This window comes from Viridibacillus soli (genome assembly GCF_016612995.1).
GTDB lineage: Bacteria > Bacillota > Bacilli > Bacillales_A > Planococcaceae > Viridibacillus > Viridibacillus soli.
Genome location: NZ_JAEOAH010000024.1, coordinates 56,771 through 78,498, shown reverse-complemented (window position 1 = coordinate 78,498; position 21,728 = coordinate 56,771). Strand labels below are relative to the sequence as shown.

Below are 21,728 nucleotides of genomic sequence, written 5' to 3'. Positions count from 1 at the left end.
AAGCCCTTCCTACCTTCTGTAACTATATACACTATATTCATGTTAAATTATAACATAGTGGTATAATACGGGCAAAATTCACTGAGCTTCTGTGTAGAGAATGCGCCAACCAACATCTTCCTTAATAAGTTGAAATTCCTCAACTCTTATTGAATCTTCTTTTGCTTCTTTCTTCATTATTACTCGAACAATACCCTTTTCAGGTTCTCCTTTTTCCGTGCTACTTTGTATGAAAATCATATACTCCATAATATCACTAAGCCTAGTTACATCTTCAAAAGACTCCAATCTATTTTTCATTATTTGTTCTTCTGAAGGTATGTCATATTGCTTACCTTTAGCATACAGCTCAAGGACTGTATCAAAATGTTTAAGACGCATGCTGTTATAATATAAACCAACAATATCAGTTGCTTTAGCCTCCTTGAACAAAGCTTTAGCATTTGGACCTAGAGTATTTTTTAAATACATATGATTTTGAGATTCAAATTCCGAATTGATTATTGTTAAATCCTCATAGTACTCATCTCCAAAATTATCGAGAGATGCTTCCTTCAACTTATTTTCCATTACTTTTTTTATATCAATAGATAAGACATTTTCCCAGTTTTCAGAAGTAGTCCAATTTGTTGATTGAAAATCCCTTATGATAGGTTCTAAATACACAGCTAGTGGGGAATATTTAGGGCTCCTTGCTAATACATTTTGCCATGCATCACGATATTCCTGATTAACCTTACCTTTCTTATCAAAAACAGGATGTTCATTTGAACCGATTAAAAAATAAAAAGCCATTTCAGCATAATCATATTCTATGGCATTAAAAAAAGTAATTTCTTCTTTATCAACTAAATTCAATGTACGTTCAATTGTATTCAAAATATTTCCTGTTTCTTCAACAGGATGTAATAGAGTTGCATCATATGAATAGGGCGCCTTTTCAATAATGGTTAAGTAGCCCAATAGTCTATCAGATATTTTATCTCGCAGTTTTTTCACTGCAAAATCATTTAAATAGGCAAAAACAAATTTACTATTTACTACTTTCAAATGTAGATTTTGACTCCGAGCTCCTTCGATGGCATCTTGCAGCTCCTGTGGCAATCGTTCTCTATTCATTGGAATGGTTTGTTCATTTAATTGTCCATCTTTACTTAACGCTTTTATTTCCTCTTTATAATCTGAAAATAAATTTTCATAGTAGTTAACCAAATCCTCTGTACGAAAATAATAATCTGAGATGTATTTCTTAGCTTCAGATTCCGATAATTTTTTTGGATTAGATGCTGCTATAACAATTAATGGTAATGGTAACTGGATACGCTTAATTATTTGATCATATATATTAGCCTTTTCTTTTGCTGACATTAAGTATTTCCCAGCATCTTTTTTTGCTGCATTTTTATACATATTATATTTAGAGTCCGCCACTTTAACAAAATCTAATTCAGCAAAATCTTCTTCTTTCATTTTTAAAAGCTTCCGGTTTTTTTCTCTAGTAATTGGATAATCCTTTTCTACATCTTTAAACACTTCCGCCAAAGTATATTGTCCTTTTCCACCTTGATTGTTTTCCTTGTCACTTTCAAGTATAAAAGTGGCACCTAAAATACTTATAACAAAAATGCTCGCGATGCTAATAGCCCATATAGTTAGCTTTTGGCGATTTTTACGTGGCTTTCTTATTAGGTCTACTGTTTGTGATTGTTTTTCAATTTCAATTTGCTCTATTATTTCTTCCTGCTGAAATTGTGATGGTACACGATCATAAGATTTTTTTAGTAGCCTCATACGATCTTCAAATTGTTTATCGTCCACTTTCAGCACCTCCGTTTGTTGTTAGCACTCTTTTTAGCTGCTCCTTGGCGCGGAGTAGCCGTGTCTTCACTGTTGATAATGGTGTATTTAATACTTCTGCAATTTGTTCGTATGTTAATTCATGAAAATAATAGAGCACGATGGGATAACGATATTTTTCGTCTAACTGTAAGATGGCTTGGTGTAATGTCTGATCCTCTTCAAAGACTAGAATTCGCTCCTCAGCAGATGGTGTGTATGTATGGCGTGCGCTGCTTTTTGTGAGTTTTTCTTCCTTCGACTTTTCACGTGATTCTTTGCGATAATAGTCGCGCGTTGCATTTAATGTGATTTTATAGAGCCATGTTGTGAACCGATCTTGATTGAATTGATGCAAAAAGCGGTATATCTTAACAAATACCTCTTGTGTGATATCCGGTATATCTGTGCTATGGACACCACACTGAAAGGCAAACCTTTCAACGGTTCGATGATGTAATTGCATAAGCTTTGTATAGGCTTCTATATCTCCACCTTGCGCTTGCGTTATTAACTCCTTATCTGTCATTGTTCCCCCTCGCTCTCTGTTGTTCTGTAGGTGATACGACAGAACTTTCAATATTGTTTCACAATTACTATACTTTTTTGTTACTAGGTGTTGTAGAATAGAACAATCCTTACAAAAAGGAGGACATACAAAGTGTCTAATAGGGATCAATTTGCGTCAAAGATAGGATTTATTTTAGCGGCAGCTGGTAGTGCCATCGGTTTAGGGGCTATTTGGAAGTTTCCATATATGGCTGGTACTAATGGTGGTAGTGTTTTCATTTTACTATTTATTTTATGTACATTAGTCATCGGACTGCCTATATTGGTTGCTGAATTTATGATTGGGCGACGTGGCCAATCGGATGCTGTTACTTCATTTAAAAAACAAGCTCCAGGAACACGCTGGTATTTTACAGGATGGGCTGGTTTTATATTTTCTTCTATTATTTTATCCTTCTACAGCGTTGTTGGTGGATGGATTCTAAGTTATATTGTTCGCGCAGTTGCTTTCAAATTAACTGGTAGTAGCCAAGATTATTATGGTGAGTTATTTAACTCCATTACACAAAATCCATGGGAAGTCGTTATTGCACAAGGCGCATTCTTGTTCTTGACGGTTTGGATTGTACAAGGCGGAGTTAAAAACGGCATTGAAAAAGCAAGTAAATGGATGATGCCTTTACTATTCGTATTCTTTATCGTGTTAGTTGTCCGATCTTTAACATTGGATGGTGCTATGGAAGGTATTAAATTCATGTTCGTTCCAGACTGGTCATACTTAACTGGTAAAACATTATTAATGGCTTTAGGACAAGCGTTCTTCTCATTAAGTGTTGGAGTTGCGGCCATGATGACATATGCTTCTTACTTATCGAAAGAAGAGAAAATCGGTAGCTCAGCGATGAACGTGGCTTGGTTGAATATCGGTATTTCACTTTTAGCAGGTTTAGTGATTTTCCCTGCAGTGTTTGCATTAGGTTATTCACCTGACCAAGGACCAGGGCTTGTCTTTATCATTTTACCTGCTGTATTCCAGCAAATACCATTCGGTGCACTATTCATGATTATCTTCTTTATCTTATTATTATTTGCGACAGTAACGTCTGCAATTGCTATGTTAGAAATTGTTGTAGCAACTGCGATGGGTCCGAAATATGATAAACGTAAACAGTATTCATGGTTATGTGGCCTAGGCATTTTCATAATCGGTATTCCAAGTGCTTTATCATTTGGTGTGCTATCGGATATACAAATTTTCAATCGTTCGATTTTCGATTTTGCCGATTTCCTCACAAACAGTATTGGTATGCCTATAGGAGCATTACTAGTAGCAATTTTCGCTGGTTATAAAATTTCAAGAGCAGATGCCGCATCTGAATTAGATACAAAGAGTTGGATATTCACAACTTGGCATATTCTTGTTCGTTTTGTAGCACCTATTGCAATTATTATTGTATTTATCCAAGGTATTTTCTTCAAATAGTAAATTGTCTTTTTTCTGTCACTAATGATAGGAATTTCTTCGTTCGGGCCGTGTTATAATTTAAAACACATTTATTGTAGACGATTTGAAAGGAGTGCTTTATTTATTATGATGAATCAAGATTTTCATACTCAGCTTCGCCAACTTCGCGAGGAGCGTAATATTTCACTCGAGGAATTATCTTTAAAAATTCGTATTAGTGCCGAAAAATTAGGGCGCTATGAAACTGGAGAAGATATTCCTTCAAGAGAGACTATTTTAAAACTTTCAAATACATTGGAAGTGCCGTTGTCTAACTTAACGGATGGTTTACAATTTAGCTAAACAAAAAAAGCCTTATTGCTCGATTTACGTCGACCAATAAGGCTTTTTCTATTTTACACTATGCATTTTGCTTCGAATTTCACCGCTAATAGCTTATAGGATATTTCGACGCACTTTTCAATCGGAATCCATCTTTCAAATGATTGCTCGTAAATTTCTTGGATTTTCTTACCGAGCACTGTTGGATCATCGATATGCTGTAGTTCAGCTACGACATCGGCAGCCTCCGTGTCATATGTGAAATTTCCCATTTCAAACGGGTCCCAGCCTTCAAGGATGTGTACAGCTTTTCGGTTCATTGCAATATTCTCCATATTTTTTCACCTAATTACTTTTCATCTTTAACCGTTATGATAACATAGATATAAAAAAAGAAAAGAGGAATATGCTTGAGTAGATTCGATGAAGTTATAAATAGGCGCAATACAAACTCGTTAAAATGGGATATGATGGAGGCTATCTATCAAATTGAGGATGCTTCTACTATTTTACCAATGTGGGTGGCAGACATGGACTTCGCTGCCCCTGAAGTAGTAATAAAAGCCATCGGGGAGCGCTTGAATCATGCTGTTTTAGGTTATTCAATTGTGGATGACTCTACAACGGGTTCTTTTGTCTCTTGGGTTAAAAAGCGACATGATTGGACGATTAATAAAGATTGGGTACTCTATCATAGTGGTGTTGTACCTGCTATTGCGTCAATTGTGGAGACATTTACAAAGCCTCAAGATAAAATTTTAATTACTCCTCCTGTCTATCCTCCGTTTTCTATTGTGCCGACTGCACTTGATCGTGGTATGGAAGAATGTGTGATGGTAGAAAAGGATGGTCAGTACTCATTAGATTTCGACGCCTTTGAAAAAAGTGCTGCGAAAGAAGAAGTAAAATTATTCATTTTATGTAACCCACATAATCCTGGAGGTATCGTCTGGAGTGAGGATGATTTACGTGAGATGCTCCGACTTTGCACGAAGTACAATGTACTCATTTTGGCGGATGAAATTCACGCTGATTTAATGTTTGATGGGCATAAGCATACGCCACTTGCTAAAATTGCTAGTGAAGAGGATGCTCGCATTATTACTTGTATGGCGCCAACGAAAACATTTAACTTAGCAGGTGTCCAAATAGCTATGATGATTGTTTCTGACGATGCAATGCGCAGCAAACTTTCCGAAAATTCTGCTTCACATGGGCAGATGGGGCCTAATACTTTTGCCATCGCTGCTATGAAGGCAGTTTATACAGAGGGCGAAGAATGGTTAGCTGAACTGTTGGCGTATCTTTCAGCTAATATGGATCTTGTTATAGAGAAGATTCCAGCTGCCGTTCCGGGTATTAACATTACAAAACCTCAAGGTACATACTTGTTATGGATTGATTATCGTGAGACAGGTCTAGAGGAACAAGAAGTGATGGAGCGTCTTTTACATACTGGCAAGCTTGCTTTAGATCCAGGCTCTAAATACGGTGAATCTGGTCGTGGTTTCCTTCGTATGAACATAGCTTGTCCAAGAGCAACACTTGAGGATGGTATTGAAAGATTTATAAAAGCATTTAAATAATATAAAACCAGTCGAATCTAAATCGACTGGTTTTTCTGTTCGTTTTTTTGACGCTGTTGAAGAATCTCTTCTTCTAGCATTTTTGTTTTTAGCTCTTGCTTTTTAGCCATTTTTTTAACTACGATAAAAACAGCTACACAAAGAACAAGGATAATTGCAAATTCAATTGCTGCTGGAAGATACTCTGATTTATTTTCAGGAAAATAGAGAAACTCATTCAAAATCCAAGTTTTCATCCGACAACGCTCCCTTTATTATTTTTGAAGAATTTCGATTGCTTGAATTGAAATGTCTTCTAGTGGTTTGTCACGCATATCTTTTTCAACATCAGCCATTTTGTCAACGATGTCCATACCTTCTACTACATGACCAAATACAGTATGTTTGTGGTCTAACCAAGGTGTACCACCATTTTCTTTGTATGCGGCGATAACTTCTTCTGGGTAGCCAGCGTCTTTCATTTGGTCGATCATGTTAGCAGGGATTGATGGCATTTGAACGATGAAGAATTGGCTTCCGTTAGTGCCAGGACCTGCATTTGCCATTGATAACGCACCACGTAAGTTGAATAAATCATTTGTGAATTCATCTTCGAATGTTGATCCATAAATACTTTCTCCACCCATACCTGTACCAGTTGGGTCTCCACCTTGGATCATGAAATCTTTAATAATACGGTGGAAAATGATGCCATCATAATAGCCATTTTCAGCGTGTGTTAAGAAGTTTTGAACTGTTTTAGGCGCAAGCTCTGGGAACAATTTAATTTTGATTGAACCTAAAGTAGTTTTCATTTCGACTAGTGCTTCATTAGCTGAAACTTCAGCTGTTAATTGTGGATACATAATATAATCTCCTTTAATATCGTGAATGTTTAGTTGCAATTGTTAATGGGGAAAATAATAGTAATGCGCCAGGTAAGTATACCCTGTCACCGCAACCTTCATAGATTTCAAACATGCTGTTGCATATAGATTGCTTAGATACTTGCATACCCCGTCATAGTCTATCATAATTCGCATTATTTTTCAGTTAGAAACTCTGGCTGCTGAACTTCATCCGAAATTTATAATGCTTTATACTACAAATAGACCAAATAATATAGCGGAAGAAAGTGATCTCATGAATCCACAGCAAAAACGCAATTTCATCATTATCTGGTTTGCCAACTTATTAGTTGCAGGAACAGCTACTATGATTATGCCCTTTCTTTCATTATACATTGAAACGATGGGCGATTTCACCGAAAGTTATGTCCAAAAATGGGCAGGTTTAATCTTTGGCGCTACATTTGTATCTGCTTTTTTAATGTCACCGATTTGGGGACGTGTTGCAGATAAATATGGCTACAAACCAATTTTAATTATTAATGGCTTCGGTTTATCCATCAGTATTTTCTTCATGGGGTATGTACAAAACGTGGAGCAGTTCTTCTTATTGCGTTTGTTTATGGGCATTGTAACGGGATTTATCCCAACATCCCTTGCCTTTATTAGTAGACAAACACCGAAAGAAATTGCAGGGAAAACACTTGGTACTTTGCAAATGGGTAGTGTGACAGGTACGCTATTTGGACCTGTCATTGGTGGCTTATTAGCAGATGAATTTGGTTTTCAGTATACATTTGTTATTACAGCTGCTTCCATTGCAACAGCCGCCCTACTCGTCATTTTTGGCGTCAATGAACTACAAAGAGTGAAGAAGAAAAATGCGATTGTTTATTCCCGCATGGACGTTTTAAAAGGCATTATCCATCATCGCTTATTATTTAATGTCATGATGATTACAACCCTAATTCAAATCGGAAATTTTAGTATCCAGCCTTTACTTTCTCTTTATGTATCCGATTTAACAACTAGTGAGCAAGTTGCCTTTTTAGCGGGCCTAACCTTTAGTGCTGCTGGCATAGGGAATTTGTTGTTTGCAAGGTTCTGGGGAAGGCTTGGGGACCAAATTGGCTATGAAAAAGTGTTGACGATTCTTTTAGCAATAGCCGTTATTTTCATTATTCCGCAGGCGTTTGTAACGTCTCTTTGGCAATTAATTGGGCTACGGCTACTGTTTGGTATTGCAGTGGGTGGTTTAATTCCTACGACTACTGCCCTTATTCGACGAGAAGCACCGATTGATATTCAAGGTGAAGTGATGGGTTACAATACAAGTTTCCGTTTCCTAGGAAATATTATCGGTCCCTTATTTGGCGGTATTGTCAGTGGTTTTATTGGTATTTCATCTGTTTTCTACGTAACGGGTACGTTATTTTTTATAGCTTTTATTATTTTAAAATGGACAAGAAAATTACCAAGACAACATTTAGAAGATATTTTATGATTTTGAAAAGCAATAGCACATTTTTATTAGAAAATGGCTGGAAATTTCTTTATTCTTTAACAGCCTTCTCTTAAAATGTGCTATTCTTTTTTATGGTAGTTTGCACTTTTTTATCATACTATTTTTACATAAGCTTTGAATTTAGGAGGGTATCTTTGAGAAAAGTAGTTGGTAGTTTTATCATTATTATCAGTCTTCCTCTGCTATTTTTTCTATTCGATAAAATTGCTTTAGAAATAAAAACAGCGAATACATTAGATGGAAAGTTCGCATCTTCCATTCAACTAGAGGCAACAAATTCACTTATTCCGACTGTTTTAAGAGACCAAAACAAGGAAACTTTTTCAGAGGAATATACGGAATGGCGCAAACCTATGAAGCTTGCAGATATTCCTGAGTTTGTCCAAGAGCTGTTTTTATATAGTGAAGATGAGCATTTTTATGACCATATTGGCTTTGACTTAAGTGCCATTGCACGAGCCGCTGTTGTAAACTCTGCTAGTGGAGAATCGTCGCAAGGTGGTAGTACAATTACCCAACAACTCGTCCGCATGCGCTATTTATCAGAAGAAAAATCTTACGAGCGAAAATTATTAGAACTTTTCTACTCCTATGAGTTGGAGCAAAAAACAGCTAAAGATGAAATTTTAAATATGTATTTAAATGAAATGTACTTTAGTAACGGCACATACGGTATTGGAGGCGCATCGACATACTACTTCCAACGTCCTGTAAGCAAATTATCGAAGGCTGAAATGGCTTTTTTAGCTGCCATTCCAAACAACCCCACTTTATATGACCCTGTCAAACATTTCGACAATACGAAAAAAAGACAGGAACGCCTTATTAACAAACTTGTGGATAAGGGTGTTCTTACTGCTAAACAAGGTAAGAACATAAAAAAAGAGAACATAACGCTGACTATTAAGAAGAAAAAGCAACAATATCCAGCTTATAGCACCTATGTATTAAACGAGTTACATTCATTGATCTCAGACAAAGAAGGCTTTACAAAACAACTAAAAGCAGCTAAAACAAGTGCTGATAAACAGGCTATTAATAAGAAGCTGACAAAACGTGTCAATACATTGTTAAATGAAGGTCTTATTATTGATACTGCCCTTTCTCCTACGAAGCAAATAGCAGACCAGAACGCTATTGATCAAGCTGTTTCCTATACTTCCGAGTTACAGGCAGCTGCCGTCGTTATTGATAACACTAGTAGAGAAATCGTCAGTATTTACGGTGGGAAAGATTATGAAAAGTTCGATTTTAATCGTGCCTTTCAAGGTGTGCGTCAGCCTGGCTCTGCATTCAAACCGCTAATCGACTATGCACCTTACTTTGAACTTACTTCAGCTACACCTAATACAATCGTTAGCGGTTCCCCTTTCTGTATCGGCTCTTACTGCCCGCAAAACTACGGTGGGCAAGTAATTGGTAATGTTTCTCTGCAGCAAGGCTTCCGTTATAGTTATAATACGGTTGCGATGCGTCTTTTCCATCAAATTGGCACGGCAAAGGCATTCTCTTTCTTGAAACCGTTCCAATTTGAGTCAATAACTAACGCCGATCACGTTTACTCTGCTGCTATTGGTGGTCTAACACATGGTGTAACGGCGCTAGAATTAGCAGACGCCTATACTAGTTTTATTAACGGGGACTATGAACCTGCCCATGCTATTCGTCAAGTGAAGAGCCGAGATGGCAAAGTTCTATATGAATGGGAGCAAAAGCAAATGCAAGTTTGGTCTGCTAGCACCACCCAGCATATGCGAACATTATTAGGTGATGTTGTCCATAATGGCACGGGCGTCGGAATTCATGTGAATGCTCCATATGTCGGGGCCAAAACAGGGACTACAAATGATTATCGTGATTATTGGTTGGCAGGTTTAACTGATCGTTATACTTCTGCTGTATGGATTGGTTATGACCGCCCAAGAAATATGTATTGGCTTGAAAATGCGAAAATCCATCATCGGATTTTCTCAAGTATTATGCAATAAAAACAAAAGCTGTCTCGAACGATTTCTCGTTCAAGACAGCTTTTCTCGTTTCCAAACTTTTAAATTGGTAAACTCGCTAAAATGCCGTTATACAATTTAAAAACTACATAAACGATTAAAGTAATAAAGACGCTCCAAAGGGCAATCTCGAATACTAATACACCGATTGTTGCACCTAATGTCATATGGTTACTAATTTTATAAATGACAAATACAAAGTAAACAATAACCGACACTATGAAAATAATCATAAGTACCATAAACATTTGAATTCCGAAGGCAGAGGCAAGTGCTCCAAAGAAGAAAACCACATTTCCTCCTCGTGCTTCTGCAACTGTTTTTCCGTCTATATCTCTTGAAAAGAATAACATAGCTAATTCATGGATTGTCTCTCCGATCAATTTTAGCGCAGAGAAAAGCATAAAATAACAAAGTGCAAAAACAATTAATAGAAATACACGAAGCTGTATTTCCGATAAAAACTCTCGCATACCAGTGTAAACACCGATGGATTTGAAGATTTCAATGGATTCTGTTACCGTATATAATCCAAAAGTTAAACTAAAAAGGATTATCGTAATAAATGGTAAATAGCCATAAACATAGGGGTTTTTCATCATAATTCCTCGATTTTTTTATTATTTATTTCCTATTTATAATATCGAATAAATACCTATACAATCAAGAGCAAGAATGCGGAATATGCCATGCAAATGTATTAATTATGAGCTATAATATGATTTGTTGACTGCATCTTAAGACTTTTCTGAAAGGAGGATTTGTTTGGTACAAGTATTATTTATATTCATACCAATTATTGCTGCAATCTTTATACCTGTTCTTTTTAAGAAGGTAAGAGGTCTCCATACTGGCTGGTTTGTACTTATTGTTCCAGTTGTGTTAGCAGCCATTTATGCCTCTTATATTTCGCAGGTGATGCATGGTGAAACAATTGTTTCAGAGGTCAATTGGATTCCATCACTCGGTATTTCATTTATCTCTTATATTGATGGCTTAAGCCTCTTATTTTCTCTTCTCATTACGGGAATCGGCGCTTTAGTCGTTCTATACTCTATCTTCTACTTAGATCGTAGCCGTGAACAATTACATAATTTCTATGTTTACTTGTTAATGTTCATGAGTGCCATGCTAGGCGTTGTACAATCAGACCATTTAATTAGCTTATATCTATTTTGGGAATTGACTTCGATTTCTTCCTTCTTGCTAATTGGTTACTGGTATGATCGTGATCGCTCTAGATTCGGTGCTTTAAAATCAATGATGATTACTGTTTTTGGCGGTCTAATGATGCTCGGAGGTTTCGTACTATTATCCATCATGGGGGAAACTTACTCTATCCGTGAACTCATTGCGCAAGCACCTACACTTGCATCTCATGAATGGTTTACTTTATCACTCGTGCTTATTTTACTCGGGGCTTTTACAAAGTCCGCTCAGTTTCCTTTTTACATTTGGTTACCAGATGCAATGGAAGCGCCTACACCTGTTAGTGCTTATTTACACTCAGCGACGATGGTCAAAGCGGGCATCTATTTAGTAGCACGTTTAACACCTATTTTTGCTATTTCAGAAACGTGGGTTTGGCTCGTTATGGGAGTCGGTTTATTTACATTATTCTGGGGTTCTTTCTTTGCTGTGAAGCAAACAGATTTAAAAGGCATATTAGCTTTTTCAACAGTCAGTCAATTAGGATTAATTATGTCTTTGCTTGGTGCGAGTGCAGTTGCATTCCATGTTGACCAAGCGCAGGATACTGTATTTAAATTTGCTGCCTTTGCAGCTATATTCCATTTAATAAACCATGCAACATTCAAAGGTAGCCTATTTATGATCGCAGGTATTGTTGATCATGAAACGGGAACACGGGATATTCGTAAACTTGGTGGGCTTATGAGTATTATGCCAATTAGCTTTACTGTCGCTGCAATTGGTAGTTTATCGATGGCTGGTGTACCTCCATTTAACGGTTTTTTAAGTAAAGAAATGTTTTTAACATCTATGCTTGCTATGAAGGATTTTAATATTTTGGCAATGGATACATGGGGGGCTGTTTTCCCAATCGTTGCATGGATTGCAAGTGTCTTTACTTTTGTTTATAGCTTCTACTTTGTATTTAAAACATTTACAGGTAAATACAAACCCGAATTATTACCGAAAAAAGCTCATGAAGCGCCAATTGGTATGTTAATTTCACCGATACTTTTAGCTTCACTCGTTGTGATTATTTTCTTTATTCCTAATATTATTGGGGATGTTTTCGTAAAACCGGCCGTTCTTGCCATTCAGCCATTCTTATATGATTCTGCTAGTGATATTCCGATTCATGTATCAGCTTGGCATGGCTTTAAACCTGAGTTATTTATGACACTTGGCATTTTTGTCGTTGGTTTCTTGCTTTACTTAACTATTGCAAAATGGCAAAAGCTATACAAAATTATGCCTGATTGGTTGTCACTCAATCGACTATACGACCGCTTCATGACATTTTTAGATAAAGATTTAAATCGCTTCTCTAAATTATATATGACAGGTTCAATACGTAATTACCTAATCTATATGTTCGCATTCATTGTTGCGATTACAATAGGGACTCTATTTGCAAAGGATGCCTTTACATTCTCCATGGAAGGCACTGCACCAATTCGTTTTTATGAGATTATTATCATTCTTGTATTAGTCATTAGTACGATTACTGTATTATTCTCAAAATCACGCTTAACTGCAATTATTGCTTTAGGATCAGTTGGTTATACAGTAGCGTTGTTCTTCGTGATCTTCAACGCACCAGATTTAGCATTGACACAACTCGTTATTGAAACGGTATCTGTCGCTCTATTTTTACTTGCGTTCTATCACTTACCAAAAGTTAGTCGACATGAAGAGCGAATTGGCTTCCGCTTAAACAACTTCATTATCGCATTAGGTGTTGGTATTATGGTGACACTCGTTGCTCTATCTGCACAATCTCAAAAGCTCGTGCCTTCTATTACGGAATACTATAAAGAAACCGTCAATACTTTAGCTGGTGGTGGAAATATCGTCAACGTAATTTTAGTAGATTATCGTGGATTTGATACATTATTCGAAATTACGGTGTTATCTATTGCAGGCATGGCCATCTTAGGTATGATTAAACTTCGCCTAAGTAGAAAGGAGAATGAGCATGAAAACAAATGATGTCATTTTAAAAACGACAGCTCAAGTCGTATTTTTCATCATCTTTCTCTTTTCAATTCATATCTTTTTAGCCGGTCACTTTGCACCTGGGGGCGGCTTCGTCGGAGGTTTACTTACTTCTAGTGCCCTCGTGCTTTTACTATTAGCTTATGATTTAAAAACGGTCCAAACATTATTGCCCATCAACTATACAATTATGACTGCAAGCGGCTTAGTGCTAGCACTTGGTACTGCTTCAATCGGGATGTTTTTAGGCAGACCATTTTTCAAGCATTATTTCGATCATTTCTATCTACCGTTAATCGGAGATACTGAATTGCATACAGCAATGCTTTTTGATACTGGTGTTTATCTCGTTGTTGTTGGTGTTACAATGACAATCATTCAATCGATTGGAGGGGATGATTGATGGAAGTCATAATGGCCTTTGTCATTGGTTTTCTATTTATGGCAGCTGTTTATTTGATGTTATCCAAAAGTTTGCTACGCATTATTATTGGGACTGGCCTTCTAAGCCACGGTGCTCACTTACTAATCTTAACAATGGGTGGTCTAGGTGGTAGTGCACCTCCTGTGTTAGCAGATGGTGTTACTGATATGGCCGATGCAATCCCACAAGCATTGATTTTAACTGCGATTGTTATTAGCTTTGGTGTTACTGCCTTCTTCCTCGTATTAGCTTATAGAGCTTATCAAGAACTTGGCACAGATGATATGAATTTAATGAGAGGAACTGATGAAGATGATGAGTAATTTCTTATTGTTGCCAATCATCATCCCGTTCTTCTTTGGAATGCTGTTGATGTTTGCGCCAAAAAACATACGTTATCAACGAATTGGAGCAATGACTGGATTAACAATTGCATTAGTTACTGCTATTGCCTTGTTATTTAAAGTGAAAAATGAAGGAATTCAAGTTGTGACATTTGGGGACTGGCCCGCTCCATTTGGGATTACATTGGTGTCGGATACTGTATCTGCACTACTTGTCCTAACATCTGTCATACTTGCTTTCTTCACGGTTTGGTATAGTATTTCAGCAATTGGTAAAGAGCGTGAGTCGTTCTTTTACTATCCTGGTATCCTATTTATGCTAACAGGTGTAAATGGTGCCTTTACTACAGGTGATATTTTCAACCTATTCGTATTCTTCGAAGTGTTGTTAATGTCTTCATATTTATTGATAGTCCTTGGTGGCGAGAAAGCACAATTACGTGAATCGATTAAATATATTTTAGTAAATGTTATTTCATCTGCTATTTTCGTTATTACAGTAGCGTTTTTATACTCTGTTGTTGGAACGCTAAATATGGCCGACATTGCAGTGAAAATTGCGGCGATTGGGCAACCAGGTATTATTACGGTAATTGCGGTTTTATTCTTAATCGTATTCGGTTTAAAAGCGGCGATTTTCCCACTATATTTCTGGTTACCATCTTCTTATGCTGCTCCACCAATTCCAGTGCTCGCACTGTTTGGAGCGTTGCTGACGAAAGTTGGGGTTTATGCCATTACTCGTACGTATACACTATTCTTCGTACATGATACGGGCTTTACACATGAACTATTAATGATTTTATCCGTGCTAACGATTTTAGCTGGCTGTATTGGAGCTTTAGCCTACTTCGATGTGAAAAAAATTATTATTTATAACATTATTATTGCTGTTGGCGTTATTTTGTTTGGCGTATCCCAAATGAATGACAATGCATTAATGGGATCAATGTTTTATTTAATTCACGACATGCTTATTAAAGCAGCATTATTCTTTTTAGTTGGTATCATCATTGCAGTTACGGGTACTTCTGATTTACGAAAAATGGGCGGTCTTATGAAAACACATCCTGCTCTTGGCTGGTTTTACTTAATCGCAGCATTCGGACTTGCCGGTATCCCTCCACTTAGTGGATTTGTTGGTAAGCTATTAATCGTGCGTGGTGGTTTTGAGGCAGGAAATCTAGGGGCAAGCATATGGATTTTATTATCTAGTTTAGTTGTTCTACTATCTGTTATTCGCATTTTCATCTATGCATTCTGGGGTAAAGAGCAGGGTTCATTGCAGCAAATCGATAAAGGTCAATATCGTATGATGTTCATCCCTACTGCTATCCTTGTAATGTTAACAGTATTTTATGGCGTTGGTTCAGAGTGGATTACACCATTTATGCAAGATGCAGCAAATATTTTAAATAATCCGTCTGTGTATACAGATGCGGTATTAAAGGAGTAGATGACGATGGCATTTCAAATCATGTTAAACTTCTTTATCGCATTTATATGGATGTTTTTATCTTCTAGTTTCTCCTCAAGCAGCTTTGTAATAGGCTTCATGTTAGGTATGCTTATGATTTATATTATGCGTAACTTCTTCCCAGGGCGCCTTTATATTAGCCGCGTATGGGCATTGGTTAAGTTGACTATGTTGTTTATGAAGGAGCTTATGCTTGCTAATATTCAGGTATTTATGGTGATTATTAAGCCGAAGCTCGATATGCGCCCAGCAATTTTCGCTATGCAAACTGAGTTGGAGCATGACTGGGAAATTACTTTACTATCAAGCTTGATCACATTGACTCCTGGTACTATTGTTGTCCATGTATCAGATGATTCGAAAACACTTTATATTCATGCGATTGATATTGATGATGTAGAATCCGCAGTTGATTCGATCAAAAATTCCTTTGAAAAAGCAATCATGGAGGTGAGCCGCTCATGATGTACTTCATTTGGGCTATTATTGTCATTGTTACACTTTCACTGATTGGTTTAGTTTACCGTCTTGTGAAAGGTCCTTCTGTACCGGATCGTGTAGTAGCGCTAGATTCAATCGGAGTTTCTATCATTTCACTTATCGGATTGTTTTCCATTTTCGTCAAAACGACCTTCTATTTAGATATTATATTACTGTTAGCGATTTTATCGTTTATCGGTACTGTAGCTTTCTCTAAATTTATAGAGAAAGGAGAGATTATTGAACGTGATAGTTCTCGCTAATATATTAATCGTTTTAACGATCTCTTTTGGGGCTATTTTCATCTTGATTACAGCGATTGGACTAATTAGACTACCTGATGTATATACCCGCGCTCATGCGGCTTCTAAAAGTGCTACATTAGGCGTTATGAGTATTTTAATCGGTGTCTTCTTGCATTTTTGGTTAATAGAAGATCATTTCAATCCACGGATTTTACTTGGTATCTTATTTTTATTCATCACAGGTCCTGTTGGTGGGCATGTCATGTCCCGTGCAGCTTACTTTTCAGGCGTCAAAACTTGGAAAGGTACTGTAAAAGATGAATTAAAACCAGAATATGAACGTAAAGTAAAAGAAACTTCTTTAAAAATAAAAGAATAAAAAAAGGCTTTTGTCTTCACATTATGTGAGGACAAAAGCTTTTTTATTTACCAGTAAGGTCCACCACATGGAGGTCCGAAAGGTGGTCCGCATTGTGGGCCAAAGTTTGGGCCAAAGTTTGATCCGAAGTTAGGTCCAAAGCTTGGTCCGAAATTTGGTCCAAAGCTTGGTCCGAAATTTGGTCCATAGTTAGGTCCATAAAATTGATTATATGGTTGGCGTGGTCTGATGGATGAGCCGACTAAACCACCTAGAAAACCACCAAAAAAAGGGCCGCCGAAAAATCCGCCGCGAATTGGAAATGGTCGAACTGGGAACATACGCCTCCTCCTTTCTGCTCTATACTATGTATCATAGTTAATAACAGTTAGGTCTTGGCCTATCTTGTTAGTTTTCTTCTTCTCCTTCTTCTGCTAAGCGTTCAATAAATGTAGCAAGTGTACGGACCATGACACCTGTACCGCCTTTAGGACCTAAATCATGTGCACTATTGGTATCAGATGTTCCAGCAATATCTAAGTGGATCCACGGTGTATTATCAACAAATTCACCGACAAAGCCACCACCGAAAATCATATGACCATCTGAACCTGGTGCGTTATTTAAATCAGCTACATCACTTTTACGGATGCGTTTTTTATCATTTTCTGTTAATGGCAAACGCCATACGAATTCTCCTGCTTCTGCTGACGCTTCAAGGAATGACTCAAAGAATGACTCGTTATTTGTTAAAGCACCTGTTTTATCATATCCTAAAGCTGTAATGACGCCTCCTGTTAAAGTTGCAACGTCAATTAAATAGTTTGCACCTTGTTGTTTGGCATATGTTACAGCATCAGCTAATACCAAGCGACCTTCTGCATCAGTATTTAATATTTCAACTGTTTTACCGCTATAGGTTGTAATAACATCATCTGGCTTGAATGCTTCACCCGAGATCATATTATCTGTTGAACCAATGACAGCGATCACATTTTTGTTTGGTCGTAATTTGCCGATTATTTGCATAGCGCCCAGAACTGCCGCTGCTCCGCCCATATCACCCTTCATACCGACTAATCCAGTTTTGGTTTTAATTGAATAGCCACCTGTATCAAATGTAACGCCTTTACCTACTAAACCAATGACATCTTCCCATTTGTCTGTTGCTTGGTATTTAATCGAAATAACACGCGGTTCTTCTACAGAGCCTTTATTAACTGCTAAAATAGCACCCATACCTAGCTCTTCAAGCTGCGCTTTGTTTAAAATTTCAATGTCGAAATCATATTGCTCAGCAAGTTTTTCTGCATAGTCCGCTAATTTTGTTGAGGTTAACATATTACCTGGTAAGTTCACTAAAGTTCGTGCTTCGTTCACTGCATTTGCATATACTTGCCCGACTTCAATACCGGCGATTATTTCTTCGATATCCGTTGCAGTAATAAAGCTGACTTCTTCTACTTTCACATCTATTGCATTTGATGTTGTTTTATAACCTTTTACTGAGTAGTAGCCTAAGCCAGCACCTTCAGCAGCAATAATTGCTACTTCAGTTGGTTCCATTTCAGGCGTTACAAATGAATCTACCCATAATGTAACCGATGTTGTTTTTAATTTATGTAGCTCTTTACCAACTAAACCAAATGCCTCACGTAAATCTTCTGGATTTAATTTTTTACGGTCTCCAAGCCCAACAAATAAAATGCGTTTAATTTTAGCTGATGGCGCAAAAGTTGGAATTTTCGTTAACCTTTTTAGCTCAGAGGCGATGTCGCCCTCTTTGATCCACTCTGTAATTGGATTGCCGAAAAATCCCACAAAATCTGACCATCCTGCTACTTGTTCTTGATGCTTTGATACTCCTACAACTAATACTTCTGCTGAAGCCGATTGAAATGATTGTTTTTCGCTAATAATGTTCATTGGAATCCCCCATTGTTAAATTGTCAGTTTTATTATAGCAAAAATAATACATTATACGAAATTTTCGTATTCCGAATTTACTCAGAAGTTTTTCAATATTACGTCATATGATATAGTATTACTAAAATAATTAAGGCTTGAAAGGTGCTGATTTGATGGAGCTTCTTCATAATGTCCCCCTGTTATCCGCTCTTTTTGCAATAATTTTTGCACAATTCGTCAAAATTCCCATTCATTTTATCGTTACTAAAAAGGTGGATTGGTCACTTTTTACCTCTACGGGTGGCATGCCTAGCTCACATTCGGCTGCCGTGTCTGCTCTTACAACAGCTATTGCCTTTGAGACTGGTTTAAATTCCCCCTTATTTGCTGTTTCTACTGTATTCGCTATCATCGTTATGTTCGATGCTACTGGTATTCGCTATCAAGCAGGACAACAAGCCGTCATTATTAATCAGCTACGCAAAGATTTTCAAATCTTCGTTAATGAAGCAAAAGGCTGGATTGAGAAAAAAGAAGAAGAGAAAATGAAGGAACTTAAAACGTTGCTAGGCCATAGACCAAGCGAAGTGTTTTTTGGTTGTTTAACAGGAATACTCATCTCCGTCATCGTCTATACAGTCGTTTTATAGGTATACAAAAAAGCAGTGTCCGATTTGATTCGTGACACTGCTTTTATTGTGAATCGATTGTTCAAATTAGAACATTCGATAGCCATTTTTTCTTAATCCCTTCATAACTAAGCCTGCTATAATAGCACCTGCTAGGCCACTTGCTAGAATAAGAATATCTACTAACTGTAATGATACTAGTTTGTCTCCTAATGCTGGGAATGCTGTTCCTGGCTTAAAGAAATAATCTAAAAAGCTAACATCATCAACAATGAAGATGACAACAATCGGATAGACAAACGCCATGAACCAAGTGGAACGGAGTAACATATTGATTAAAAACCCGATACCAAAGAACATAACGAGGAAAAGTAACATTGATAATACCAATTGAATAATTGAAAATGAACTAGCCATATATTCGAAACCTCCATTTTTCCTCTCATAAGTGTACATGATTGGACCAATGCTTTCAACGACTAGTCTTTAATTTCAATGCTTTGTCATAATTCACATATTACTAGAAAAATAGTTTATATTCTGTATAACCAAATATATTATCTGGTTCTAAATTATTTAATGCACTTTTGCGCGCATTTATTTGCGTTTCTAGTAATTCTAATATTATTAAAGATGAACGCTCGTCCTTCTTTAATGACGATGGAGGCATCCAACATGCTTCATACAACTCATCTAATTGAGCAATAATCGGTTGCAACGAATCGGTTGCTATTAAATGGAAAATCGCCATATTGTCGCTTATATCATTTTTCAATACGCCTGTTCGAAGACCGATTAAGCCCTGTATTGTAGCGTCAATTCCCGTTTCTTCTTTTATTTCTCTCACTGCTGCTTGATCTACTGTTTCCGCTGGCTGTACAAACCCAGCAGGTAATGACCATTTGCCATCAAGTCCACCATAGCGTTTCATAACTACGAGCCAATCACCATTGTTATTCTCTACGAGGCCAGCTACACCTAACCAAACTTTCATATGATCCTTTTTATCCAATAGCATTACCTCCCAATAAAAAAACTCCCTACAGTTATAATAACTGATGGGAGTAAGAAAGATACAATTATAGTACGTTGAATTTACCTTTTTTAAGCACTAAGCCTGCGCCACCAACCATGTAAAGTGCACGGTTGTCGATTACTTTTTTCATAAACGAAGCATATTTACCAGTGATTTCTTTACCGAATACTTCACCGATTGCATCTGAATCACCAAGAGAACATACAGTACCTTTAAGCTCTGGAGTAAACTCTTTAGTATCATTGCCTTCGATTAAAGCAATTAGGTTTTCAGCAGCTACGACCGCTTGTTGCATAGCGATTTGTGCAGTTGGTGGGTAAGGTCGACCCGCTTCTTCGTTTAGCATAAATGCACAGTCACCTACGATAAATACTTCTGGGTATCCAGGTACACGTAAGTCTTTTTCAACTGCGATACGAGCACGGTTAGAAGGCAGATCTGATTCTTCCACGATGCGAGAACCACGAACACCAGCAGCCCATACAACTGTACCAGCTTTGATGAATTCGAATTCGTCTTCACCTTTTTTAATTTTAACGCCTTCTTCAGTAGCTTGAACTACAGGAGTACCGATTGAGAATTCGATACCTTTTTTAGTTAAGTGACCTACAGCGTATTCTACTAGTTCACGAGAGAACATAGGTAATACTACTGGAGCTGCTTCTACACAGATTATGCGAATTTTTTCTTGTGGCACATCATATTCTTTGCTAAGTTCTGGGATACGGTTAGCAAGCTCACCAAGGAACTCGATACCTGTGAATCCAGCTCCACCAACAATAATTGTTAATAATGAATCGTCTTTTTCAGCTGGAGCTTGTGTAGCCCATTCAGCGAATTGAGTATTTATATGATCACGGATTTTACGAGCTTCGTTCACGTTCGCAATTCCTAATGCGTATTTATCTAAACCTTCGATTCCGAAAGTTTCACCTTCAAAGCCAAGACCTACTACTAAATAATCATAAGACATTTCACCAGCGTCTGTGATTACTTTTTTGTTGTTAACGTCTAAAGATTCGACACTAGCTTGTACGAAGTTAACTTTGCTGTTTAAAACGTCCTTAATTTCGTAGCGTACTCTTTCTGGAGATAAAGTACCCGCTGAAGCTTCATGTAACCAAGTTGACTCATAGTGGTATGAGTTTTTGTTTACAATAGTGATATCTGCAACGTTAACGCCAATTTTCTTTTGCAAGTTTACAGCTGTTGTTAAGCCGCCATAACCCGCGCCCAATATTAATATTTTCGGTCTATTCACTAGAATCGAAACCACCTTTAATTATTTTATTCTGCTGACAAATAAAAAAGAAGTATATCGTATACTTCATCTGCTCCATCAGTTTGTCTATTTTTCGACAAAATACCTACATACTATATTAGACCTTTTGTTAATTGATTTCAATAGAATAATATTGATAGAACAAGCGAATTAGGTTACTATTTTAAGGTCATTTTTTTACTTTAAATCCCTTTTTAATATCGTTTGATTATTTTCATCAACTTTATGTTCTTTCGAGACAAGCATAAATAGTAATTGTTAGCAACTAATTTGATGCTTAAGC

Annotated in this window: 24 protein-coding genes; 13 read left to right on the top strand and 11 right to left on the bottom strand. The window is 37.0% G+C overall.

Translation table 11 applies throughout. The annotated features are described in order from the left end of the window. Positions 1 to 78: 78 nt before the first annotated feature. Complete coding sequence (locus tag JFL43_RS15285) at positions 79 to 1,818, bottom strand: hypothetical protein (RefSeq protein WP_200749700.1); 1,740 nt, start codon at positions 1,816 to 1,818, stop codon at positions 79 to 81. After that, positions 1,808 to 2,365: an RNA polymerase sigma factor gene (locus JFL43_RS15280; protein ID WP_200749699.1), complete on the bottom strand. Its 558-nt coding sequence runs from the start codon at positions 2,363 to 2,365 to the stop codon at positions 1,808 to 1,810. The genes JFL43_RS15285 and JFL43_RS15280 overlap by 11 nt, the downstream gene beginning before the upstream one ends. A gap of 132 nt (positions 2,366 to 2,497) precedes the next feature. Here JFL43_RS15280 and JFL43_RS15275 point away from each other — a divergent pair, with 132 nt between their 5' ends. After that, a complete protein-coding gene (locus JFL43_RS15275; protein ID WP_200749698.1) occupies positions 2,498 to 3,829 on the top strand; it encodes a sodium-dependent transporter in 1,332 nt (443 codons plus the stop codon). Between the two features lie 108 nt (positions 3,830 to 3,937). Beyond that, the gene (locus tag JFL43_RS15270) at positions 3,938 to 4,153 is read left to right on the top strand and encodes a helix-turn-helix domain-containing protein (protein WP_325166689.1); all 216 of its coding nucleotides are present in this window, start codon (positions 3,938 to 3,940) and stop codon (positions 4,151 to 4,153) included. A gap of 53 nt (positions 4,154 to 4,206) precedes the next feature. Here the strand turns inward: JFL43_RS15270 and JFL43_RS15265 are convergent, their stop codons facing one another. Further along, positions 4,207 to 4,467: a DUF1871 family protein gene (locus JFL43_RS15265; protein WP_100796190.1), complete on the bottom strand. Its 261-nt coding sequence runs from the start codon at positions 4,465 to 4,467 to the stop codon at positions 4,207 to 4,209. Positions 4,468 to 4,542: 75 nt separating this feature from the next. Here JFL43_RS15265 and JFL43_RS15260 point away from each other — a divergent pair, with 75 nt between their 5' ends. After that, on the top strand, positions 4,543 to 5,718 hold the full coding sequence (locus tag JFL43_RS15260) for a MalY/PatB family protein (RefSeq protein ID WP_200749697.1): 1,176 nt from the start codon (positions 4,543 to 4,545) through the stop codon (positions 5,716 to 5,718). A 17-nt stretch (positions 5,719 to 5,735) separates the two neighbouring features. On the opposite strand, the gene JFL43_RS15255 is transcribed toward JFL43_RS15260, so the two are convergent. Both JFL43_RS15255 and JFL43_RS15250 read right to left on the bottom strand, forming a co-directional pair. Next, complete coding sequence (locus JFL43_RS15255) at positions 5,736 to 5,954, bottom strand: hypothetical protein (protein WP_100796187.1); 219 nt, start codon at positions 5,952 to 5,954, stop codon at positions 5,736 to 5,738. Positions 5,955 to 5,972: 18 nt separating this feature from the next. After that, positions 5,973 to 6,563 carry a peptidylprolyl isomerase gene (locus JFL43_RS15250; RefSeq protein ID WP_100796186.1) on the bottom strand — a complete coding sequence of 197 codons (591 nt, stop codon included), beginning with the start codon at positions 6,561 to 6,563 and terminating at the stop codon, positions 5,973 to 5,975. Between the two features lie 277 nt (positions 6,564 to 6,840). On the opposite strand from JFL43_RS15250, the gene JFL43_RS15245 reads away from it, so the two are divergent. Next, on the top strand, positions 6,841 to 8,049 hold the full coding sequence (locus JFL43_RS15245) for an MFS transporter (protein ID WP_100796185.1): 1,209 nt from the start codon (positions 6,841 to 6,843) through the stop codon (positions 8,047 to 8,049). Between the two features lie 155 nt (positions 8,050 to 8,204). Continuing rightward, positions 8,205 to 10,058 (top strand): transglycosylase domain-containing protein, encoded by a 1,854-nt coding sequence (locus JFL43_RS15240; RefSeq protein WP_200749696.1) that lies wholly within the window; start codon positions 8,205 to 8,207, stop codon positions 10,056 to 10,058. 59 nt (positions 10,059 to 10,117) lie between these two features. Here the strand turns inward: JFL43_RS15240 and JFL43_RS15235 are convergent, their stop codons facing one another. Further along, positions 10,118 to 10,678 (bottom strand): DUF5366 family protein, encoded by a 561-nt coding sequence (locus JFL43_RS15235; protein WP_325166688.1) that lies wholly within the window; start codon positions 10,676 to 10,678, stop codon positions 10,118 to 10,120. Between the two features lie 163 nt (positions 10,679 to 10,841). Here JFL43_RS15235 and JFL43_RS15230 point away from each other — a divergent pair, with 163 nt between their 5' ends. Genes JFL43_RS15230 through mnhG form a run of 7 tightly spaced genes read left to right on the top strand, consistent with a single transcriptional unit; the run spans position 10,842 to position 16,611 of the window. After that, positions 10,842 to 13,256, top strand: coding sequence for a Na+/H+ antiporter subunit A (locus tag JFL43_RS15230; protein ID WP_234447808.1), 2,415 nt, complete (start codon positions 10,842 to 10,844; stop codon positions 13,254 to 13,256). Next, positions 13,243 to 13,665 (top strand): Na(+)/H(+) antiporter subunit B, encoded by a 423-nt coding sequence (locus tag JFL43_RS15225; protein ID WP_100796181.1) that lies wholly within the window; start codon positions 13,243 to 13,245, stop codon positions 13,663 to 13,665. Before JFL43_RS15230 ends, JFL43_RS15225 begins: the two co-directional genes overlap by 14 nt. Then, positions 13,665 to 14,009 (top strand): Na(+)/H(+) antiporter subunit C, encoded by a 345-nt coding sequence (locus tag JFL43_RS15220; RefSeq protein ID WP_100796180.1) that lies wholly within the window; start codon positions 13,665 to 13,667, stop codon positions 14,007 to 14,009. Before JFL43_RS15225 ends, JFL43_RS15220 begins: the two co-directional genes overlap by 1 nt. After that, positions 14,002 to 15,486 carry a Na+/H+ antiporter subunit D gene (locus JFL43_RS15215; protein ID WP_200749710.1) on the top strand — a complete coding sequence of 495 codons (1,485 nt, stop codon included), beginning with the start codon at positions 14,002 to 14,004 and terminating at the stop codon, positions 15,484 to 15,486. Before JFL43_RS15220 ends, JFL43_RS15215 begins: the two co-directional genes overlap by 8 nt. Before the next feature lie 6 nt (positions 15,487 to 15,492). Beyond that, positions 15,493 to 15,972 carry a Na+/H+ antiporter subunit E gene (locus JFL43_RS15210; RefSeq protein ID WP_100796179.1) on the top strand — a complete coding sequence of 160 codons (480 nt, stop codon included), beginning with the start codon at positions 15,493 to 15,495 and terminating at the stop codon, positions 15,970 to 15,972. After that, a complete protein-coding gene (locus JFL43_RS15205; RefSeq protein WP_200749695.1) occupies positions 15,969 to 16,250 on the top strand; it encodes a Na(+)/H(+) antiporter subunit F1 in 282 nt (93 codons plus the stop codon). The genes JFL43_RS15210 and JFL43_RS15205 overlap by 4 nt, the downstream gene beginning before the upstream one ends. Next, positions 16,234 to 16,611 (top strand): monovalent cation/H(+) antiporter subunit G, encoded by a 378-nt coding sequence (gene mnhG / locus JFL43_RS15200; protein ID WP_200749709.1) that lies wholly within the window; start codon positions 16,234 to 16,236, stop codon positions 16,609 to 16,611. The genes JFL43_RS15205 and mnhG overlap by 17 nt, the downstream gene beginning before the upstream one ends. 47 nt (positions 16,612 to 16,658) lie before the next feature. On the opposite strand, the gene JFL43_RS15195 is transcribed toward mnhG, so the two are convergent. Beyond that, positions 16,659 to 16,931 carry a penicillin-binding protein gene (locus JFL43_RS15195; RefSeq protein WP_200749694.1) on the bottom strand — a complete coding sequence of 91 codons (273 nt, stop codon included), beginning with the start codon at positions 16,929 to 16,931 and terminating at the stop codon, positions 16,659 to 16,661. 67 nt (positions 16,932 to 16,998) lie between these two features. Beyond that, entirely contained in the window at positions 16,999 to 18,516 is a 1,518-nt protein-coding gene (locus tag JFL43_RS15190; RefSeq protein ID WP_200749693.1) for a leucyl aminopeptidase, read from the bottom strand. 155 nt (positions 18,517 to 18,671) lie between these two features. On the opposite strand from JFL43_RS15190, the gene JFL43_RS15185 reads away from it, so the two are divergent. Next, positions 18,672 to 19,148 (top strand): divergent PAP2 family protein, encoded by a 477-nt coding sequence (locus tag JFL43_RS15185; RefSeq protein WP_200749692.1) that lies wholly within the window; start codon positions 18,672 to 18,674, stop codon positions 19,146 to 19,148. Positions 19,149 to 19,214: 66 nt separating this feature from the next. On the opposite strand, the gene JFL43_RS15180 is transcribed toward JFL43_RS15185, so the two are convergent. The 3 genes from JFL43_RS15180 to JFL43_RS15170 all read right to left on the bottom strand — a co-directional run bounded on the left by JFL43_RS15180 (position 19,215) and on the right by JFL43_RS15170 (position 21,424). Beyond that, positions 19,215 to 19,544, bottom strand: a complete 330-nt coding sequence (locus tag JFL43_RS15180) for a YuiB family protein (RefSeq protein ID WP_200749691.1) — start codon at positions 19,542 to 19,544, stop codon at positions 19,215 to 19,217. A 103-nt stretch (positions 19,545 to 19,647) separates the two neighbouring features. Continuing rightward, entirely contained in the window at positions 19,648 to 20,145 is a 498-nt protein-coding gene (locus tag JFL43_RS15175) for an NUDIX domain-containing protein (protein WP_200749690.1), read from the bottom strand. Between the two features lie 61 nt (positions 20,146 to 20,206). Then, positions 20,207 to 21,424 (bottom strand): NAD(P)/FAD-dependent oxidoreductase, encoded by a 1,218-nt coding sequence (locus tag JFL43_RS15170; RefSeq protein ID WP_100796171.1) that lies wholly within the window; start codon positions 21,422 to 21,424, stop codon positions 20,207 to 20,209. Positions 21,425 to 21,728: the final 304 nt, after the last annotated feature.

What these genes read in the sequence shown, in the direction of transcription:
- JFL43_RS15220 (WP_100796180.1), top strand. Translation starts at nt 13,665, where the DNA reads ATGGAAGTCATAATGGCCTTTGTCATTGGTTTTCTATTTATGGCAGCT.
- JFL43_RS15180 (WP_200749691.1), bottom strand. Translation starts at nt 19,544, where the DNA reads ATGGCTAGTTCATTTTCAATTATTCAATTGGTATTATCAATGTTACTT.
- JFL43_RS15245 (WP_100796185.1), top strand. Translation starts at nt 6,841, where the DNA reads ATGAATCCACAGCAAAAACGCAATTTCATCATTATCTGGTTTGCCAAC.
- JFL43_RS15190 (WP_200749693.1), bottom strand. Translation starts at nt 18,516, where the DNA reads ATGAACATTATTAGCGAAAAACAATCATTTCAATCGGCTTCAGCAGAA.
- JFL43_RS15235 (WP_325166688.1), bottom strand. Translation starts at nt 10,678, where the DNA reads ATGATGAAAAACCCCTATGTTTATGGCTATTTACCATTTATTACGATA.
- JFL43_RS15205 (WP_200749695.1), top strand. Translation starts at nt 15,969, where the DNA reads ATGATGTACTTCATTTGGGCTATTATTGTCATTGTTACACTTTCACTG.
- JFL43_RS15270 (WP_325166689.1), top strand. Translation starts at nt 3,938, where the DNA reads ATGATGAATCAAGATTTTCATACTCAGCTTCGCCAACTTCGCGAGGAG.
- JFL43_RS15225 (WP_100796181.1), top strand. Translation starts at nt 13,243, where the DNA reads ATGAAAACAAATGATGTCATTTTAAAAACGACAGCTCAAGTCGTATTT.
- JFL43_RS15175 (WP_200749690.1), bottom strand. Translation starts at nt 20,145, where the DNA reads ATGCTATTGGATAAAAAGGATCATATGAAAGTTTGGTTAGGTGTAGCT.
- JFL43_RS15255 (WP_100796187.1), bottom strand. Translation starts at nt 5,954, where the DNA reads ATGAAAACTTGGATTTTGAATGAGTTTCTCTATTTTCCTGAAAATAAA.
- JFL43_RS15265 (WP_100796190.1), bottom strand. Translation starts at nt 4,467, where the DNA reads ATGGAGAATATTGCAATGAACCGAAAAGCTGTACACATCCTTGAAGGC.
- JFL43_RS15185 (WP_200749692.1), top strand. Translation starts at nt 18,672, where the DNA reads ATGGAGCTTCTTCATAATGTCCCCCTGTTATCCGCTCTTTTTGCAATA.
- JFL43_RS15195 (WP_200749694.1), bottom strand. Translation starts at nt 16,931, where the DNA reads ATGTTCCCAGTTCGACCATTTCCAATTCGCGGCGGATTTTTCGGCGGC.
- JFL43_RS15280 (WP_200749699.1), bottom strand. Translation starts at nt 2,365, where the DNA reads ATGACAGATAAGGAGTTAATAACGCAAGCGCAAGGTGGAGATATAGAA.
- JFL43_RS15250 (WP_100796186.1), bottom strand. Translation starts at nt 6,563, where the DNA reads ATGTATCCACAATTAACAGCTGAAGTTTCAGCTAATGAAGCACTAGTC.
- JFL43_RS15210 (WP_100796179.1), top strand. Translation starts at nt 15,493, where the DNA reads ATGGCATTTCAAATCATGTTAAACTTCTTTATCGCATTTATATGGATG.
- JFL43_RS15215 (WP_200749710.1), top strand. Translation starts at nt 14,002, where the DNA reads ATGAGTAATTTCTTATTGTTGCCAATCATCATCCCGTTCTTCTTTGGA.